The 19,608-nt window shown below is 43.0% G+C and carries 18 protein-coding genes and 1 tRNA gene; 14 read left to right on the top strand and 5 right to left on the bottom strand.

From position 1 onward, the window contains the following. From lptB to clpX, 5 genes are all read left to right on the top strand, one after another. Positions 1 to 762 carry an LPS export ABC transporter ATP-binding protein gene (gene lptB, locus KEM09_RS21015; RefSeq protein ID WP_212192259.1) on the top strand — a complete coding sequence of 254 codons (762 nt, stop codon included), beginning with the start codon at positions 1 to 3 and terminating at the stop codon, positions 760 to 762. Positions 763 to 824: 62 nt separating this feature from the next. Further along, positions 825 to 906 (top strand) — tRNA-Leu (locus KEM09_RS21020). A gap of 142 nt (positions 907 to 1,048) precedes the next feature. After that, a complete protein-coding gene (tig, locus tag KEM09_RS21025; RefSeq protein ID WP_212231751.1) occupies positions 1,049 to 2,404 on the top strand; it encodes a trigger factor in 1,356 nt (451 codons plus the stop codon). 210 nt (positions 2,405 to 2,614) lie between these two features. Continuing rightward, positions 2,615 to 3,295, top strand: coding sequence for an ATP-dependent Clp endopeptidase proteolytic subunit ClpP (gene clpP, locus KEM09_RS21030; RefSeq protein WP_212193274.1), 681 nt, complete (start codon positions 2,615 to 2,617; stop codon positions 3,293 to 3,295). 81 nt (positions 3,296 to 3,376) lie between these two features. After that, the gene (clpX, locus tag KEM09_RS21035) at positions 3,377 to 4,591 is read left to right on the top strand and encodes an ATP-dependent Clp protease ATP-binding subunit ClpX (RefSeq protein WP_212231753.1); all 1,215 of its coding nucleotides are present in this window, start codon (positions 3,377 to 3,379) and stop codon (positions 4,589 to 4,591) included. Between the two features lie 83 nt (positions 4,592 to 4,674). Here the strand turns inward: clpX and KEM09_RS21040 are convergent, their stop codons facing one another. The 4 genes from KEM09_RS21040 to KEM09_RS21055 form a co-directional block, all read right to left on the bottom strand. Next, positions 4,675 to 5,772 carry a glycosyltransferase gene (locus KEM09_RS21040; RefSeq protein WP_212231755.1) on the bottom strand — a complete coding sequence of 366 codons (1,098 nt, stop codon included), beginning with the start codon at positions 5,770 to 5,772 and terminating at the stop codon, positions 4,675 to 4,677. Between the two features lie 40 nt (positions 5,773 to 5,812). Further along, on the bottom strand, positions 5,813 to 6,925 hold the full coding sequence (locus KEM09_RS21045; protein WP_212231757.1) for an HU family DNA-binding protein: 1,113 nt from the start codon (positions 6,923 to 6,925) through the stop codon (positions 5,813 to 5,815). Positions 6,926 to 7,000: 75 nt separating this feature from the next. Then, positions 7,001 to 7,948, bottom strand: coding sequence for a hypothetical protein (locus KEM09_RS21050; protein ID WP_212231759.1), 948 nt, complete (start codon positions 7,946 to 7,948; stop codon positions 7,001 to 7,003). Then, positions 7,917 to 8,927 carry a lysylphosphatidylglycerol synthase transmembrane domain-containing protein gene (locus KEM09_RS21055; protein ID WP_212231761.1) on the bottom strand — a complete coding sequence of 337 codons (1,011 nt, stop codon included), beginning with the start codon at positions 8,925 to 8,927 and terminating at the stop codon, positions 7,917 to 7,919. The genes KEM09_RS21050 and KEM09_RS21055 overlap by 32 nt, the downstream gene beginning before the upstream one ends. 162 nt (positions 8,928 to 9,089) lie before the next feature. Between KEM09_RS21055 and rsmA the strand changes: the two genes are divergently transcribed. From rsmA to KEM09_RS21100, 9 genes are all read left to right on the top strand, one after another. Further along, positions 9,090 to 9,866: a 16S rRNA (adenine(1518)-N(6)/adenine(1519)-N(6))-dimethyltransferase RsmA gene (gene rsmA / locus KEM09_RS21060; protein ID WP_212231762.1), complete on the top strand. Its 777-nt coding sequence runs from the start codon at positions 9,090 to 9,092 to the stop codon at positions 9,864 to 9,866. Between the two features lie 22 nt (positions 9,867 to 9,888). Next, positions 9,889 to 11,253, top strand: coding sequence for a magnesium transporter (gene mgtE / locus KEM09_RS21065; protein ID WP_212231764.1), 1,365 nt, complete (start codon positions 9,889 to 9,891; stop codon positions 11,251 to 11,253). 205 nt (positions 11,254 to 11,458) lie between these two features. Next, a complete protein-coding gene (locus KEM09_RS21070) occupies positions 11,459 to 12,793 on the top strand; it encodes a serine hydrolase domain-containing protein (protein WP_212231767.1) in 1,335 nt (444 codons plus the stop codon). Positions 12,794 to 12,955: 162 nt separating this feature from the next. Beyond that, a complete protein-coding gene (locus KEM09_RS21075) occupies positions 12,956 to 14,014 on the top strand; it encodes a family 20 glycosylhydrolase (RefSeq protein ID WP_212231769.1) in 1,059 nt (352 codons plus the stop codon). A gap of 79 nt (positions 14,015 to 14,093) precedes the next feature. Next, positions 14,094 to 15,179 (top strand): hypothetical protein, encoded by a 1,086-nt coding sequence (locus KEM09_RS21080; protein ID WP_212231770.1) that lies wholly within the window; start codon positions 14,094 to 14,096, stop codon positions 15,177 to 15,179. A 135-nt stretch (positions 15,180 to 15,314) separates the two neighbouring features. Continuing rightward, a complete protein-coding gene (locus KEM09_RS21085; RefSeq protein ID WP_212231772.1) occupies positions 15,315 to 16,016 on the top strand; it encodes a LiaF transmembrane domain-containing protein in 702 nt (233 codons plus the stop codon). 12 nt (positions 16,017 to 16,028) lie between these two features. Beyond that, a complete protein-coding gene (locus KEM09_RS21090; RefSeq protein WP_212231774.1) occupies positions 16,029 to 17,090 on the top strand; it encodes a sensor histidine kinase in 1,062 nt (353 codons plus the stop codon). A gap of 12 nt (positions 17,091 to 17,102) precedes the next feature. Then, positions 17,103 to 17,846, top strand: a complete 744-nt coding sequence (locus KEM09_RS21095; protein ID WP_212231776.1) for a LytR/AlgR family response regulator transcription factor — start codon at positions 17,103 to 17,105, stop codon at positions 17,844 to 17,846. Positions 17,847 to 18,352: 506 nt separating this feature from the next. Then, positions 18,353 to 19,288 (top strand): bifunctional riboflavin kinase/FAD synthetase, encoded by a 936-nt coding sequence (locus KEM09_RS21100; RefSeq protein ID WP_342344016.1) that lies wholly within the window; start codon positions 18,353 to 18,355, stop codon positions 19,286 to 19,288. Between the two features lie 126 nt (positions 19,289 to 19,414). Here the strand turns inward: KEM09_RS21100 and KEM09_RS21105 are convergent. Next, positions 19,415 to 19,608: hypothetical protein (locus KEM09_RS21105; RefSeq protein WP_212231778.1), on the bottom strand; the 194-nt coding region annotated here is incomplete at its 5' end.

Raw genomic sequence — 19,608 nt, forward strand, 5'->3', positions numbered from 1 at the left:
ATGGAACAACAACCTTTAAAACTGCATACCGATACTTTAATTAAGAAGTATAAAAGCCGAACTGTTGTAAAAGGCGTGTCTGTGAATGTTCAACAGGGAGAGATTGTGGGGCTGCTTGGGCCTAATGGTGCCGGTAAGACCACCTCATTTTATATGATGGTAGGCCTTATTACGCCCAATAGCGGTAAAATTTTTCTGAACGATGAGGAGATTACAGATGCTCCGGTATATAAGCGTGCCCAAAAAGGAATTGGTTATCTCGCGCAGGAGGCCAGTGTATTCCGGCAGTTGAGTGTGGAAGATAATATTAAGGCAGTGTTGCAGATGACTGACTTTCCAAAGGACTATCAAAAGGAGCGCCTGGAAGAATTGTTGGAAGAATTTAGTCTGACACATATCCGCAAGAGCTTGGGGATACAGCTTTCGGGTGGCGAGCGTCGTCGTACAGAGATAGCGCGTGCTTTGGCCATCAATCCCAAGTTTATTCTGCTCGATGAGCCTTTTGCTGGCGTTGACCCTATTGCGGTGCGCGATATTCAGGAGATTGTTGCCAAGCTGAAGTTTAAAAATATTGGGATACTGATAACCGACCATAACGTGCACGAAACACTGGCGATTTGTGACCGTGCCTATCTACTTTTCGAAGGTAAGATCCTGAAAGCCGGGACGGCAGAAGAATTGGCTTTGGATGAAGATGTGAAGCGCCTGTACTTGGGCGATGATTTTGAGCTGCGTCGCCGGGAATTTCAGCCCGAAAAATAATTTGAAAAAAAATTTGGAGGCAAAGAAAAAGCAATTATCTTTGCACCGCGAAACTAAGAAATGCGGATGTGGCGTAATTGGTAGCCGCGCTAGACTTAGGATCTAGTGCCTTCGGGCGTGGGGGTTCGAGTCCCTTCATCCGCACACAAACCGCCTCACTTACGATTTAATTCGGTGGTGAGGCGGTTTTTTAAGTTTGTACAAATTGTGAAATTAAAATAGATTCCATCCCTCAATTGGTTTCGAGTAAACAATAGAGGAACGGTTCACTTTAAATCTTTAGGAAATGAATATTTCAAAGGAAAACATTGATGCATTAAACGCGGTTATCAAATTAACTGTTGAGAAAGAGGACTACGCAGGCCGAGTGGATGATGTTCTTAAAGACTACCGTAAGCGTGTTAACATGCCGGGTTTCCGTGCTGGTAAAGTGCCAATGGGTGTTGTTAAGAAAATGTACGGAAAAGCTGTTATTGCTGATGAAGTGAACAAGCTGGTTTCTGAAAAAATTCACAACTTCATTGTTGAGGAAAAGCTTGACCTGTTAGGCGAACCACTTCCATCAGAATCGCAGGAAGTAATTGATTTTGATACTGCCGAGAAGTTTGATTTTGCTTTTGATGTGGCATTGGCCCCTGAGGTGGATGTTAACCTTAGCAAGCGTATTAAATTACCAATTTACAAAGTAGCTATCTCTGATGAGATGTTTAATCAGCAAAAAGACTCTATCACTGGTCGTTTTGGAAAATCAGAAGTTATTGACTCAGTTACTGAGAAAGCTTTAGTAAAAGGTAATTTTGCTCAGCTGGAAAATGGCGAAGTAAAAGAGGACGGTATCGCACCTGAAGATGTGGTATTGTCAATGGCCATCATCAAGGATGAAGATGAGAAGAAGAAGTTAATGGGTGCTAAGGCAGGTGATGTAATTGTATTTGAACCTAAGAAAGCATTCCCTAACGATAGCGAAATATCGCACATGTTGAAAATCACCAAAGAAGAGGCAGAAGCGTTGACAGGTGATTTCCAATACACCATTACTGAAGTTACAGAATTTGTTAATGCAGAAGTTAACCAGGAGCTGTTTGATAAAGCTTTCGGCGAAGGCGTTGTAAATTCAGAAGAGGAATTTGAAGCCCGTATCAAGGAAGATATCTCAAAGAACCTTGAAATGGAAACTGAATACCGTTTCTCTGTTGATGCCAAAGAGAAACTGATGGGTAAAGTAGATGTTGAGTTCCCAGAGGCTTTCCTTAAGCGTTGGTTATTGGCTACTAACCGTGAAAACGAGAAGTTGGATGAGGCGACACTGGAAGCTGAAATGCCACGTTTCCTTGAAGACCTGAAATGGCAGTTGATTCGCAACAACATCATCAAAAACAACGAGATTAAAGTTGAAGAGGCTGATGTGATTGAATACGCCAAGAAAGCAGCTAAAATGCAGTTTATGCAGTATGGTTTAACAAGTGTACCTGAAGAGCACCTTGAAAACTATGCGCAGGAGATGCTAAAGCAGGATGAGCAGCGTCGTCAGATGGCTGAAGGAGCTATGCAGGAAAAAGTGATTGCTTTCATTAAGGAAGCTGTTAAAGTTGAAGAGAAAGAAATTTCACGCGACGACTTTAACAAATTATTTGAAAAGTAATAGCAGGTAGTTATAAGCCTGTTTATAAGATATTGTAGCTCCGGATATCCGGGGCTACTTTTTTATGGGCCTAAAAGAGCTGGTGTGCGTTTAAACTATTTCAAAACTAACCAGCCTTAATAAGTGTTATCTTTTTGCATATCTACAGCAGATATGAAATAGTTCAGGTTAAATTGTTAAATTAGCACTTTCAAACTAAAACTTTTGAAAATGATTGACCCAAAAGATTTTAAAAAGTATGCAACAAAGCATCTGGGTATCAACAGTCTTGCTTTGGATCAATATACATCAGTAACCAATAGTTACATTTCACCAACCATTATTGAAGAGCGTCAGTTAAACGTGGCCAGCATGGACGTTTTCTCTCGTCTGATGATGGATCGTATCATCTTCTTAGGCTTGCCTATTGATGATTATGTGGCGAATGTGATACAGGCCCAATTGCTTTATCTGGAGTCGGCTGATCCGTCAAAGGATATATCAATTTATTTTAATACGCCAGGCGGATCGGTATATGCTGGTTTAGGTATCTATGATACCATGCAGTATATTTCGTCGGATATTGCTACGATATGTACTGGTATGGCGGCTTCGATGGGTGCTGTTTTATTAACTGCTGGTACAAAAGGTAAACGTACAGCATTAAAGCACTCGCGTATTATGATTCACCAGCCTATGGGTGGTGCACAGGGGCAAGCTTCAGATATTGAAATTACTGCTCGTGAGATTGGTAAATTAAAGAAGGAATTATATACCATTATTGCTGATCACTCGGGTAATACTTTCAAAAAGGTGGAGAAAGATTCTGATCGCGATTACTGGATGACGGCCGAAGAGGCTAAGGAATACGGGATGATAGATGAAGTCCTGGTTCGTAACTCAAAGAAATAAGAAAATTAAATCATAAAAGCGATGCAGAATCAGCTGAATAAGTTGACTCTGCATTCGTGTTTATATTACTGGTAGATAAATATGGATAAATGTTCATTTTGCGGTAGAGAGCGGAAAGATACGAATCTGCTGATAGCTGGAGTTTCAGGGCATATCTGCGATAGCTGTATTGAGCAGGCGCATTCTATTCTGGATGAAGAGGTGAAGAAGAAAAACTCCTTTGATGTAGATGAGATAACGCTTTTAAAACCTTTGGAGATCAAGACTTTTCTTGATCAGTATGTGATTGGACAGGAAGCTGCAAAAAAGTACTTATCTGTTGCTGTTTACAACCACTACAAGCGTTTGATGCAGAAAAGCAGCTCGGATGAGGTGGAGATTGAGAAATCAAACATCATATTGGTAGGTGAAACCGGAACCGGTAAAACCTTATTGGCGCGTACCATTGCAAAAATGCTGCACGTGCCATTTACCATTGTTGATGCTACTGTACTTACCGAAGCGGGATATGTTGGTGAAGATATTGAGAGTATCCTGACACGCTTGTTGCAGGCGGCTGATTACAATGTGGAAGCTGCTGAAAAAGGCATTGTATTTATTGATGAGATCGATAAGATTGCCCGTAAGAGCGATAACCCGTCTATTACACGCGATGTATCAGGAGAGGGTGTTCAGCAGGGACTTTTGAAGTTGCTCGAGGGCTCAATAGTGAATGTACCACCACAGGGAGGTCGTAAGCATCCGGAGCAGAAGATGATTCCGGTGGATACAAAAAACATCCTGTTTGTTTGTGGAGGTGCTTTCGATGGCATTGAGCGCAAGATTGCACAGCGTCTTAATACCAAGGTTGTTGGCTACATGGCCAGTAAGTCCAACGAAAAGATTGACGCAGAAAACTTGTTGCAATACATAGCACCTCAGGATCTGAAATCATTTGGTTTAATTCCGGAGATCATTGGCCGTTTGCCGGTATTGACATATCTGCAGCCGCTTAATCGTGAGATTTTAAGACGCATCTTAACTGAGCCTAAAAACTCCATTATCAAGCAGTACGAGAAGCTGTTTGGAATTGATGGTATCAAGCTGAAGTTTGACGATGATGTATTGGAATACGTTGTTGACACGGCTGTTGAATTTAAGTTAGGCGCACGTGGTTTGCGTTCCATCTGTGAAACCATTATGATGGACGCCATGTTTAACTCACCATCTGAGGAATTAAATGAGTTAGTTATCTCGCTTGATTTTGCCAAAAAGAAGCTGGAACATGCTAATATGGCCCGCTTAAAAGCCAGCTAATAACGCATGTTAGTACAATATAAAGCAGCTCTCAAAGGCTGCTTTTTTTGTATACTGCATTTGCCTGCTGATGCTGTGGAATCTTATAAGGTGCGCGACTTCCATTTAATTGGCACTATAATAGAGTAGAGCAGCACAGTGATAACATAGAATGGATAAAACATCTGCCAGAATATGACCTCAAACAGGGTTATCCTCAGCTTATACATATTACCACCAGCTTTAAGTAGAAGGTAGTCCACCAGGCATTTGAATGAAAGGAATAGTGAGAGCAATTTTAAAAAATCGGGATAAAAGAAGCTACCCACCAGACTAACAAATAGCATAAGGTTGACCAGGGCAACCAAAAAGCCTGACAGGATGATGTGCTTATCTTTATAATGCGGTGCTTTGGCGGCCCATCGGGCACGCTGCTGCAGAAAGGCATGCAAGCCTTTCAGAGGAGCAGTCTCCACCATAGCTTGTGGCGATTTTATATAGTGTATAGCTTTTTTGTGGCTTTTCATCCATTCCAGCAGAAACATATCGTCACCTGAAGCAACTTGTGGTATCAGGTGTGCTTGTAGATAATTTTCTTTTGAGCATAACAGGTTGGCACCATTACACATAATGGCTTGTTGTTGAAGTGCTGCCCCTGCTCCGCTAAGTTGAAGCGCAGTAAAGTCAACCTGCTGAAAACGTTGGAGGAATCCTCTGTTTTTTTTGATACTCACTGGCCCAATCAGCAGGTCGGGCTTTTGTGTTGCATGGTAGGATGCCAATGTAGTCAACCACTCCTTGTGAAAAGTGCAATCAGCATCGGTGGTTACTATTATAGTATATTGAGCTGCTCTGACGCCTTCCAATAGAGCTGCCTTTTTCCCCTCTTGAGTACTATCGATTAGTCTGTATTCCACCTTAAAATCTGCCAGCAGGTCTGTTAATAGACTGGTGCTGTTATCCTTTGAGTGGTCGTTAACCAGAATAAGCTCCCAATTTTCATGTGATTGCTGCTTGAGTGATGCAATGAGTGCGGGCAGATTAACGGCCTCATCTTTAAAAGGAATTATGAGCGACAGGCCTGTATCTGAAACACTGTTAGTACTAAAATCATTGGTTTTAAGCCATTGCAGGTACCAGCTAACTATTTGCACCGAATAGGCCATCAAAGGCAGCAGAAGTATTAGGAAAACGACTGTCATAGGCAAATAAAAGCCGGATGGTTGATCCGGCTCTGTAGTTTTATTGGCGTTTTGTGATTATCCAGCTTTCCATTCGGTCACTTTGCAGAATTTCTTCCTGTCGTGCCTGTGCTTCATAAACTTTGGCAAATGATTCCAAACTTACCAGGTAGCGGTTGTTATGCATAAACCAGAAGCATTGATCATGGCCTTTTGATTTGAGTTTCTCAATCATCTTATTGGCATTGGCTTCGGTACTGAAACTGCCAACAATTAACTGATGTGGTTTACTTACCTCAGGTTTTGCCACAGGCTGCACCTCTTCTACCGGTTCTGCTTTGGTTTCATTGGCAGCCGTATCTACCGGTCCTGCATCTATCGTACCGGCTGCATCACTGGCAGGTATCGGTTTGGGTTCTACTTTAGCAATCTCAGTTTTAATCTTTTTCTGAGTCTTGGCCGGTGAATTATCTTTTAAGAAGAAAAAATAAATAGAGAAACCTATAAGCGGCAGCAGAATAAAAGCAGCCAGAAAGATGGCGATGGAGCGGTTGCGTTTGCTGTTATCTTCTTCGATGTATTTATTGGCAACTACTACAGGGTCTTTCTTTTCTTCTTCTGCAGTGTCTTTATCAAAGCCTGTTTCGGGTTCTATTTTGCTCCCATAGCTGCTTGGCTGTTCTTCTTCAACTTCAGCAATTGGTGTAGTATCATTAAGCGAGGTATCAGGTAGTTCGGTTGAAGCCTCAGTTATTTCTTCCTCTTTCTCCGCCTCTGTGGCATTGTCAATATCCAGCAATTCGTCACTTTCAGCTACAGGAGAAAGTGGCTCTGTTTTTACATCCTCTTCGGAGGTTAGTGTTTCAACCTGTTCAAAGCGAAGGATACCTGTGGCATCTTTTGTAAAAGTTCCCAGCCCTGCAATTTCATATTTGCCGTTCTCATCCAGCGAACTTTTCACCTTTTCTACATATGCATCAATCTTTTCTTCGGCTTCTTCCTTGGTAATGTTCTCCATTTCAACAAGGTGATCGACTAATAGTCCGTCGTTAAAGCTTAAGAAATTATTAAACAGCACCGAAAAGCCATTTTCCTTGGCAACAATAAATGCCCCGAAATTGGGTATAATAACGCGGTTGTTTTCTTTGATCAATGAAAGAATGTAGTTTTCCATTTCAAGGTTTGTTCTGGTTAACAAATACTATCAAGCACCTAAGATAAGCAGAAATCTAAAAAAAACGTAAATGTCTCAGGCCTCTTTTTGCATAACTGCCTGTTTTATTAACTTTTGCCTGATGAGTATATAGGAGCCAAATAGCGTAGGTATCACCACATTGCTTATCCATAATGAAAATATGGCTGCTAAAACCAAGGGGGTATAAACATCTGCCGATGAAAATAAAAAGATGGCCACACTGCCCCGGATACCCATATCTATGAGTATATGTGAGGGAATAATGGTAATTGATAGAAAATAGATTGTTGCCAGAGCCACAAAATCGCCAGTGCTATACTGAAGGCCAAACAGCCACAACCAACTATACAGTTGAATAATGTATATGAGGTATCGCATCAATGTCCAGAACAGGGCTTTGAGCACTGTATTAATTGGGATGTTTCGGATGATGCGCAGGTAGAAACGCAACTTTTTGTGGTAGATGCCAGCAAGCATAAGCAAGATTGTAAATAGGGCTATGCATACAATGGCTACCAGGATGTGATGAAGTGGAAGGTTAAAGCGGTCTGTTACCTCACTTTTAAAAAGGAAGGTAATAGCGCCGCTGAGCAAAATAACTGTGCTTTGCATCAAGCCGCCCACGGTAGTCATTATCGCTGCATGGGTTCTTTGCTCGGCTGGCAGTAATGCCATTCTACCCCCCATCTCGGCAATGCGCGAAGGTGAACCAACAGCCGTTGTGGTGCCCGCCATAACCTGTTGCCATGATTCTTTTAGAGACAGCGACTTAAATGGCGCCATCAGCGCCTGCCACTTCTTTGTTTCACACAGTAAATTGAGGAACCAAAGAACCATCAAGAGCACAAAAAGAATCAATGTATCACCAGATACCTGAACAGAATTAACAAGGGCTTTCCAATGAGTAAAATGCCATAGCTTATGGCCAATGAAACCATAGGCCAGCAGCGAAAGAATTAGGATTATCGCTTTACCTGTTTGTGGCCAAAGCTGTCGCTTCATGCTTTTTGCGATTAATAATTGGGAGCATACCAAATGCCAGCAGTCCCATACCTATAATCATCAGGTTTTGTGCAGCATGCACCACCAGTGCAAATACACCACCACTTTCGGCCGGAACACCATACAGCTTAAGGGTAGCAATGACCATAAAATGCCAGGCGCCAATTCCACCCTGAACAGGTGCAATCATTCCTAAACTGCCTGTTAACAGTATCGTAATACCCGCATTAATATTAAGAGAAGAGGTGGCTGGCATGCTAAAGAAGCACACGTAAATCATCAGAAAATACATGAACCAGATAAAAAATGTATGTAGCAGGTAGAGTGGCTTATTTTTTATTTTCCGGATGGAGCTTAGTCCTTCGGTGAATTTGGCCATCAGGTTTTTCAGAAACATCAAAGCACGGTATTGCTTCGAGTACTTTTTAATGAGCAGGATGGATACGGCTATCAATGCCACAATACCATAAAACAGAGGGGAGAGAAATATCTCACCTACTGACTCCAGCTTGAGGGTGCGTAGCAGAAAACCTCCGAGCAAATCGAACTGGAGGGCTAGCACAGCCACCATAATAATGAGCAGCATAAATAAATCGCTCAGGCGTTCGGCTACCACCGTACCAACCACGCGCGTGAATGATAAGCGTTCGTATTTACTAAGCACACCACACCGCGATACTTCGCCCATGCGCGGAAAAATCAGGTTGGCCAGGTAACCAATCATCACGGCGCAAAAGGTATTTAATAAACCGGGTTTCTTTTCAATGGGCTCAATCAGCATCTGCCAGCGCATGGCGCGGCTTACATGGCTCAGTATCCCCAGGCTAATCGATAAGATAATCCACTTATAGTCAACATCGTTGCGCAGGATGGCGGCTACTTCGGTTGCATTCTGATCTTTATATAGCTGGTAAATAATAAATAAGCCAATGGCAGGAAAAAGTATAAATTGTATGAGCTTTGATAAGGATTTCTTCACTGATTGAACGAATTTAAATTTTTAGGTATCTTCATAACGGCTTTCAGGCTCGTTTTTTTACCTTTGCGCGCAATTGAGCGTCGAAGATACAAATTTGTATTTCTTTGACCAAAGAGGGCCCAAGCGGCGGGCTGATTCATTATTTAAACAAGAGATTGGGATATGGTAAGAGCAAAAAAACATTTAGGTCAACATTTTCTTACAGATTTAGATATAGCCCAACGAATTGTAAACAGCCTATCGTCAGATTACAATAAGGTAATGGAGATTGGCCCGGGAACAGGGGTGTTGACGCAATACCTGGTTCAAAGGCCGGATATTGATTTAAACCTGATTGAGCTGGACAGCGAGTCGGTTGATTACCTCACAGCCCATTATCCCGAACTAAAGGGGCGTATCTATTACAAAGATTTTCTGAAGCTTGATTTAACCGAAATATTTAGCGAACCTTTTGCACTGATTGGTAATTTTCCCTATAACATATCGGGGCCAATCTTCTTCAAGGTGTTTGAGTACCGCAACCAGATACCCGAAGTGGTGGGCATGCTGCAAAAGGAAGTAGCAGAACGCCTGGCAGCCGGACCCGGTACCAAAGTGTATGGTGTATTGAGTGTATTGCTTCAGGCGTTTTATAAAATAGATTACCTGTTTACAGTGGGGGCGCATGTGTTTAATCCGCCACCTAAGGTACAGTCGGGTGTTATTCGTTTAACCCGTAACGATGTGGGTGCCCTGCCTTGTGATGAGGCATTGTTTGTGAAAGTGGTAAAAGCGATTTTTAACCAGCGCCGTAAAGCCATCCGTAACTCACTCAAAGCAATTCCTTTCAATAGGGAGGCTATTGCTGACCATGATTTTCTGACACGTCGTCCTGAGCAAATGAGTGTTAACGATTTCATCGAACTAACATGCATGATTCAGGCTAATCCGATTAATTAATAACCTCTAATTCTCTGTAGTTATGGTGAATTTTGAATTAACAAGGGAGTATATTGACAGTTTAAGAGAACTGATTGAGGCCAAAAATGAAACGGCCATATCAGAGATACTGGAAGGACTTCACCCGGCCGATATTGCAGAGGTATATGAGGAATTAAGCATCGACGAGGCCAAGTACCTTTACTTCCTGATGGATGATGACACAGCAGCTGATGTTATCACCGAGCTGGAGGAAGATGATCGTAAGCGTTTCCTGGAAAGTTTACCTAGTGAAGTGATTGCCAAGCGCTTCATCGACAAGATGGATTCGGATGATGCGGCTGATGTACTGGGTGAGCTGGATGACGATCGTCAGCTGGAAGTACTGTCACACATTGAGGATGTATCAACAGCAGGCGATATTGCCGACCTGCTGAACTATGATGAAGATACGGCCGGTGGTCTGATGGCCAAAGAGCTTATCAAGGTCAAAGAAAGCTGGGGTATACCAACCTGTTTGCGCAGTATGCGACGCCAGGCCGAGGAGATTGATGAGATTTACTATGTATATGTGGTGGATAACGATGGCATACTGAAAGGTACTTTGTCATTAAAGCGCATGTTACTTAGCCCGGTAGATGTGCTGGTAAAGGATATTTATAATTCAGATGTTATTTCGGTGCGCGTGGATGTAGATGCCGAGGATGTTAGTAACATCATGGATAAATATGACCTGGTGGCCTTGCCGGTTGTTGATTCGCTGGGACGTTTGGTGGGGCGTATCACCATTGATGATGTGGTGGATGTGATGCGTGAAGAAGCCGAAAAGGATTACCAGTTGGCATCGGGTATCACCGAAGATGTTGAAGCCTCTGACAGTGTATGGCAGCATACAAGGGCACGTATTCCATGGCTGCTGATAGGTATGTTTGGTGGTATATTGGGCTCACGTGTGGTAAGGGGCTTTGTTGAAGTAATGGACGATCATCCACAACTCTCATTTTTTATGGGACTGATTGCAGCGATGGGTGGTAACGTAGGTATCCAGTCGTCGGCTATTGTAGTGCAATCGCTGGCTTCAGGAGCAACCAGTCTCGACAGTACCTGGAAAAAGTTATTAAAAGAGTTAGGCATTTCATTGCTAAATGCATCTCTACTTACCATACTGATATTTACTTATAATAAGATTGATGGGGCTGGTATGGCCCTTACACTGACAGTGAGTGCCGCTATGTTTTCGGTCGTAGTGTTTGCAAGCCTGTTTGGTACTTTTGTGCCTTTGTTGCTCAATCGACTTAAGATTGATCCGGCCGTGGCAACCGGGCCATTCGTCACTACACTCAACGATATCATTGGCATGTTCTTGTACCTCACTATTGGTACCTTGTTCTTTTCCATGATAGGATAGCAACGAGGCCTTATGACTGATTGAGCCTGTTTATTTACGGCAGGCTCTCGATCTTCTGTATCTAATTCCCTAATTTTGATACAACTTTATCATCATGAAGTAAGCAAAATCGGGAAGTTTATCGTCTGCGTAGCATAGTAATAATCTGGAGTCAGCAGATATAGTATTTTGCCTGTTTCATGCGTAACACTTAAAAACAAATCGCATGAAATTAGTTATTCGAACGCTGAAGGTATTGGGAATTACCTTGGCGCTTATTCTTGTTATTATAGGTTTCATTCTATACCCTTTATTGAGAGGTGCAACGGGCTATTCGGCGAAAATGCTGTGCTCGGGTGTGTTTGTTGAGGGTCTCTCGCAGCAGCAGGTAGAGCAAATGGAACTCAGTTCGTTTCCATTCAACCAGGTGGAAAGCAATGTTGACTTTCAAACCATGCAGGTGAAGAGCACCATCTTTAAGCTGGTATCTCAGTCGGCCCGGTATGAAGAAGGTATAGGTGCCACTCTTTATCCGAATGGGTATAATGAGATTAAAGGACGCATACCTTTACCTGTTCATGTCAGGGATACTATCCACTGGCCAATGGGAAGTGTGGTGGCCGATACGCTTGCTGAAGGTATTAATGCGGCTGGATTGAATGAATACATCAGGCAGCACTTTACGGCTACGTCGCGTGCTGTGGTGGTAATTAAAGACGGCCAGCTGATTGCCGAACATTATGCAGAAGGGATAGACAAACACACACCGCTATTAGGTTGGAGCATGACGAAGACCATCACAGCAGCTCTTACAGGTATACTGGTTAAAGATGGCCTGCTTGATATTGACCAGCCAGCCATCATCAGCCATTGGAGTGAGGACGATCGCAGTTTGATTACCCTCAATAACCTCTTGCAGATGAGTAGCGGACTTAAGTGGAATGAAGACTACTCTAAAACCAGCCTGACAGATGTTTCCAGGATGCTATACCTCGAAAGCGACATGTATCGTTTTGCCAGTTCGGTTAAAAGTGAGGTTTCACCAGATTCTGTCTGGCGCTACTCATCGGGTACTACCAACATTATATCAGGCATGCTTCGTTTGTGTTTTGATGAATATCAGGACTACTATCAGTTTCCCCGGAAGCGCTTATTCAATAAGCTGGGGATGCAACATAGCCTGATAGAAACCGATGCCGTTGGTAATTTCGTTGGTTCTTCCTATGGCTATTGCTCGGCCCGCGACTGGGCCCGCCTGGGCATGCTTTATCTGAATAACGGTGTGTGGCAGGGTGAGCAGATTCTGCCAGAATGGTGGGTTAAGTACAGTACTACTCCCGCCATACAATCTGATGGGAAATATGGGGCACAGGTATGGTTAAATGCCTCGCAACGGCACATGCCCGACTTGCCGGCAGACGTTTACTTCTTTAATGGTTACCGGGGGCAGCGCGTTACGGTTATGCCATCAATGAACATGGTGGTGGTTTGCTTAAATTCATCAGCTGAACGAATCGATTTTAACAGCTATCTCAAAGGGATGCTTCAATATGTGCAATAACCATACCATCGTAAATAGCTTATTATTATGATGTTTATGTGCCTGGAAATAATATCTTTTGTACATTCGGGATGATAACCATTATGAGAATACTTCATAGTATTTTTTAATGCGTTGATTTTAACCTGGGCCTATATACTTATGGGCTAATAAACTATTATTATGAGATACCTTATTATTTTACTATGCCTGTGTTCAGTATCATTAACTGCACAAACGAAGATTGATTCATTATTACCGGTTCGCGGTTTTAGTATTGCTGCTCCCCAAACCGATCAGGTGGCGCAATTCATTGATTTTGTAGAGAAAGAGCTGGTCCCTCTGCACATCAATACTTTAATCCTACGTGTGGATTATAATTATGCCTATGAGTCGCACCCCGAGCTGCGTAACGAAACCGTTTTAAGCAATGCCGATGTGAAGCAGCTGGTGGCCATGGGGCAAAAGCACCACATCAATATAATACCACAAATCAACCTCTTGGGACATCAGTCGTGGGCCGAGGATTTGGAGAATCTGTTGAAAGTATATCCCGAGTTTGACGAAACGCCTCATATACCTATGATGGAAAAGTACGAATGGCCCAACGAGCATGGTTTGTACTGTAAAAGCTACTGTCCATTGCATCCGGATGTGCATAAAGTGGTGTTTGCACTGGTGGATGAGCTTATGGAAGCTTTTGAGGCAACGGCTTTTCATGCTGGTCTGGATGAGGTATTCTACATTGGCGATGATAAATGTCTGCGCTGTGGCGGGCACGACAAGGCAGAGCTGTATGCCAATGAGGTAAGAAAAATAAGAGATCACCTGGCTCTTAAGAACCAACAGTTGTGGATGTGGGGCGATCGCCTGATTGATGGAAAAACAACAGGCATGGGCATGTGGGAAGCCAGTATGAATAATACTCACCGGGCCATTGATATGATTCCAAAAGATGTGTTTATCTGTGACTGGCATTATGAGCGACCTGATAAAACAGCAGTACTTTTTGCCATGAAGGGCTTCAAAGTAGCTACTTGCTCATGGCGTCATCCCGAGGTATCAAAAGTGCAGGTGGAGGATATGCTGAAATTCAGGGCCGAATCAACGCCCGAGATGCGCGATAATTTTCAGGGTAACATCCTGACAATATGGTCTGGAGCAGAAAGTTTTATCGAAGGCTATTACAGTTCAAACGATAGTAAACAGCGGCAGATGCTGGAGATGTTTAAAGGATTATAGTGTTTTTTTATGGCTGTTTTTGGTAAGATGTAATGATTAATTTTAGTTTCTTAGCGGCACTAAAATTAAATTATATTCAATGAAGACAGCCTTAATTTTACTCCTTCTATCTATCAGCACATCCATTTTTGCACAATCAGATTATCGTTCCGGTTACATTATTAGGCTAACTGGAGATACAATTCACGGAATGATTGACTTTAGGGGAGATGTCAGAAATAGTTTACAATGTAAATTTAAATCCGATGATGGCACAAATGACGTATACCACCCTTTTGATATTCACAGCTACAGGTTTACCGATGGTAAATATTATATCTCTAAAAAAGTAAAGCAGGGTAAAGAAGAGTCTGCCAATGTTTTTGTTGAATATTTGGTTAATGGAGAGAAAGATCTTTTCTATTATCGCTCTGATGAGGCCAATCATTACCTGATCAGTTATGATGAAACAACGGTTGTACCATTGCCTTACAGGGAAAGTACAAGTTTGAGAGACGGGAAGTATTACGGAACCAAATCGACCCAACATATAGGTTTTCTTAAATCTTATTTTAGTGACGCTCCTGAGTTATACAGACAAATTGAAAATATTCAACAACCTAATGCCCGTAACCTGACGAAACTTACCAAAGCCTATCATGACTTGAAGTGCGATAGTAGCGCATGCATTATTTATACTAAGACAAAAAACAAGTTTAGTATGGCTATTGAGCCGGTATTCGGGTATTATAAGAGCAAAATGTTCTCGGACTTTAATCCGCAATACGGAGCTCATCTTTTCTTTTGGTTGCCTCAGTATAATGAAAATGTGTATGCTAAAACGGGGATTCTTTATACTAGCAATACCGCTCTGGTAGAGAATCTGGAGGAGCCTGCCGAAATTGACTACAAGATCTATACAGTGCCAGTTGCCTTTGAATATCAGATGCCTTTTAAGCGTATTAAGCCAAAGCTTGATCTGGGTATTAATGCTCATTTTATCAATAGCCAAGGTCGTTTTGAAGGAGCTGGCCTGAGTTTGGCGGCAGGTGCCGGGGTAATGATAAAGGTAACTTCGTTTATGTATTTAGACGCAGAAGTAACGAGCGATATTACTGGTTTTGCATATGAGACTGACCTGATACGAGGCATAGGCTACCATGGCGGCATTTATTTTAAGCTATAGATTGTAATGGCTTACTAAATTGGTTTTTCGCAACTCATGGGGCTTTTTCCGCAATTCACCGAATTTGTCTGTGACAGTAGGTGTAGTCCTGTTACTTTAGCTGCATAATTAGTAACAAACTCTAATACTACCGTTATGGAAGAAATAAGAAAACACAACAAACGCGGATTGCTAGGCGCTTTTTTAATTGCCATTGGCGTTATATTACTATTGGGCAACCTGGGCTATCTGCCCTACGAGGTAACTGATGTTATCTTCAGATGGCCCATGATTTTTGTGGCCATAGGTATTTTCAACCTGATTAAAAAGGAATACACTGCTGCTATTATCACCCTGTCTATCGGAGGTTTTTACTTATTGCCGCATCTGATTGATGGCGTCACCTACAAAGATGTATTTAAGTTCTGGCCGGTTTTTATCATCCTGATAGGTTTAGCCTTCTATTTTAAAAGACGCGATATGAAACCGATGATGCGTACATCCGGAAGTACAGATGATTATATCGATGAGGTAGATATTTTTGGCGGTGGTGTAACGCAGGTGGAATCCAAGAATTTCAGGGGAGGTAAGATAACAGCCATCTTTGGTGGTGGCGAAGTATATATGGATCGCTGTCAGCTATCGCCCGAAGGCGCCATACTGGATGTGGCCATGGTGTTTGGCGGTACTAAAATTATTGTACCGCGCGACTGGACTGTAAAGACCGAAGTGGTATCCATCTTTGGAGGTTTTGCCGATAAGCGCAACTTCTTTTCAGAAGGAGGCAGTGATCCGTCAAAAACCATAATTATTAAAGGAACTGCTGTGTTTGGTGGTGGCGAAATCAGAAGCATCTAATCGGGTTATCGTATGAATCATCCTATCTTCTCAGAGAACCGGATATTTAAGCTGTATGCTATTGTATGGATGATTGTTTGTGCAGTGCATGCAGGTATCAACCTAATCATTTATGAGCTGCCGGTTGAGCTGGCCATCATCGATAGCCTGACATTTAATGTATTGATGTTCTTCCTGGGGCTAAGTATATGGTATCCGCTGATGTACAGCGATCGCTCAAAGGGGCGGACCAATGCGGTGGTGCAGATTATTTTACTGGGTAGTATCATCGTCTTTATATGGCTATTTCTGGGTTATAAATTTCTGGAGCTGGTGTTTGCCAATGAGGTCATTAATGAGCTGTTTACCCGCAATGCCATTATCATGCGTACAACAGTGGGTGGTTTAATCTTCACGGTGTTTGTGATTGTGTATTACATGCTCATATTTTACAACGAGATAGAAGAGAAGAACCGTCAGCATGAGCATATGAACCGCCTCTTGCGCGAAACGGAGCTCAATGCCTTAAAGTCGCAGCTGAATCCGCATTTCCTGTTTAACAGCCTCAATAGCGTCAGTGCTTTAACCATCACCGATGCTGATGCGGCCAGGGAGATGATAAATAAGCTCTCGGAATTTATGCGCTACTCCTTGAAGAAAAACGAGGAGGCCCTGCTGCCTTTGCGCCAGGAACTTAAGAATATCAATCGTTACCTGGAGATTGAGAAGGTACGCTTTGGTGAGCGTCTGCTGTGCGAATTAGATGTGCCACAAAATTGTAAGGACAAACAGGTGCCGGTGCTGATTCTGCAACCTCTCTTTGAGAATGCTATTAAGCACGGGGTGTACGAGAGTATTGAGCCGGTCACTATCCGTACCTTTTGTCGCATGGTGGACAATGAGCTGGAAATAAGCGTCATTAATAATTACGATGAAGACAGTGTGAGCCGCAAGGGCGAAGGAGTAGGACTGGCCAACGTACGTAACCGTCTGCAGCTGATATATAACCGTTCCGATTTATTGTCCATCAACCACGAAAATCACTATTTTGAGGTGGTCTTGCGCATTCCTCAAAATGCCCATGAACCAAACTAAAAGACCTATCCTATGAGTTATAAAGCACTGATTATAGATGATGAGCCTCCTGCGCGCAGCATCATCAGGGCCTACCTGAAGAAGCACACTGCCATAGAAGTGGTGGGTGAATGTGCCAATGGGTTTGAGGCAATGAAAGCTATCAAAGATAAACAGCCCCACATGCTGTTTCTGGATATACAGATGCCCAAGATTACCGGGCTGGAACTGTTGGAGGTGATTGATGAACCGGTGCAGGTCATCTTTAGTACGGCCTACGACCAGTATGCCCTTAAAGCCTTTGAGCTGAATGCAGTGGACTACCTGCTGAAGCCCTTTGACGAAAACCGCTTTGATGCAGCGGTTGAGAAGGTGTTGCAGAAGATTCAGTCGGGTGATATCTCCAATCAGCCACAGGTCGAACAGCTTAAAGAGAATGATTCCGCTGCCCTGGAACGCATTGTGGTTAAAAAAGGCACGCAGCTGGAGGTGATTGACCTGGATAAACTGCTATACATCGAAGCGCTGGAAGATTACGTGATGATTTACACCGAAGCAGGTCATTATCTCAAGTCTAAAACTATGAAATATTTTGAGCAGCACCTGCCATCAGACCGGTTCCTTCGTATTCATCGTAGTTATATTGTTAATACCGATAAGATTAAAGGACTTGAACCCTATGACAAGGATACTTACCTGGCCATTCTGAATCCTGATTGCAAGCTAAAGGTGAGCCGCACCGGCTACAAAAAGCTGAAGGAAGTGATGGATTTTTAGATTCTGCAGACATAAGAGGCAAGATAAAAGATTCAAGACTTAAGACAAAAGAAATACATACGCATGGTAGTTGCCGACTACATGGTAGATGAAGCGAAGTTGCAAACGTCGCTTAGCGTTTGAGTCTATTTTTCATGACTGTTGGGGTTTACCTATATAATGATTTTTTTGTCCTGAAAGGACTTAATGTCAATATCCGGGTGTGAAACGCCCGGCAAATAAAACACCTTAAGCCAGCCCTGAAAGAGTTGAACAAGGTAAGTTATAATTCAACCCCTTGCAGAACAATAATTACAGATATTTGATTCAAAACCAAATCTACCAGAATGGAGGTTCGTCGTAGCGATGCTAACGAGCTATGCGGCTTTAGCGCTGCGTTGCTAAACCCTCTACTCCTAAATCTTCAACTCTAAACTCATCTCTGTCTTTTACCAAATTCAAACATTCTAACACCATTAACCTTGACTCTTGCCGCTTAAATAGTATTTTTGCGCAAAACTTTTTCTGTGAAGGTACACTCCGACTTATCAAAATTTAAAGCACAACGCCCCGTTATTACCATTGGTATGTTTGATGGGGTGCATACCGGGCACAGGGTGCTGCTGGGACGTTTGACCCGGAAAGCCAAAGAGGTGGATGGTGAGTCGGTGGTGATTACGTTTTGGCCCCATCCGCGCATGGTGCTGAAGCAGGATGCCGATAAGCTGCGTTTCCTCACATCACCCGAAGAGCGCACCAAGCTGTTCGGACAGCTGGGTATTGACCACCTGGTGTTGATACCTTTTTCGCTGGAGCTGGCCAACCTCACCGCTGAAGAGTTTATTCAACAGATATTAATTGATAAGCTAGGTATCCATCACCTGATGGTGGGCTATAACCACCGATTTGGTAAGGGACGACAGCATAATTATGACGAATACCAGGCCTTTGCCAAAAAATACAACTTCTCCATATCTATGGTGGAAGCTGTGCTGACCGATGGCATGCAAACCAGCTCAACCGATATACGCAATCACCTGCTGGCGGGGCAGATGCAGGAGGCCAACAATATACTGGGCTATCAGTATACCGTGTCGGGGCGTGTGGTAGGCGGGCAACAGCTCGGACGCCGCATAGGCTACCCAACGGCCAATATTGAGGTGGAAGAGCCTCATAAGCTGATTCCGCCCGATGGGGTGTATGCCGTTAAAGTGCGTGTGGAAGGAAAAGATTTCGGCGGCATGCTCAATATCGGTTATCGGCCAACGGTGAATCACAATGTGGACCATCGCTCACTGGAGGTGCATATCTTCGATTTCAACCACGACATCTACTCCGAAGAAGTGGAGCTGGAATTTATTGAGCGCGTGCGCGACGAGCAAAAGTTTGCCAATGTGGATGAGCTCATTGCCCAACTAAAAAAGGACGAAGCCACCATCAGGGCTATTGTTACTGGGGAATAGCTGGCATTTTAAAGCTAATGGCCGATGGCTTTTCAAGGAATGGATCTCAATTACTATATATTTTTGTTAATCCTTAGTTGAACCCGCTCGGGGTTCATTTTGTGATTTACCCTTATCCCATGGGTTTCAACCATGGTTATTATTGTATAATCCTTTCAGGATAAATAATGTCTGCAGGACATTAACTATAATAGCCCCGTGCGAAGCGCGGGGTAATGAATGAGAAAAGTATGCAACCCTGAAATGGGTTGAATGTTGATTATTAGAACGATGTTTGGGCCCAATGACATTGGTTTGTCTTACCACGCTAATAGTCATGA

The organism is Carboxylicivirga mesophila (assembly GCF_018271975.1).
Taxonomy (GTDB): Bacteria; Bacteroidota; Bacteroidia; order Bacteroidales; family Marinilabiliaceae; genus Carboxylicivirga; species Carboxylicivirga mesophila.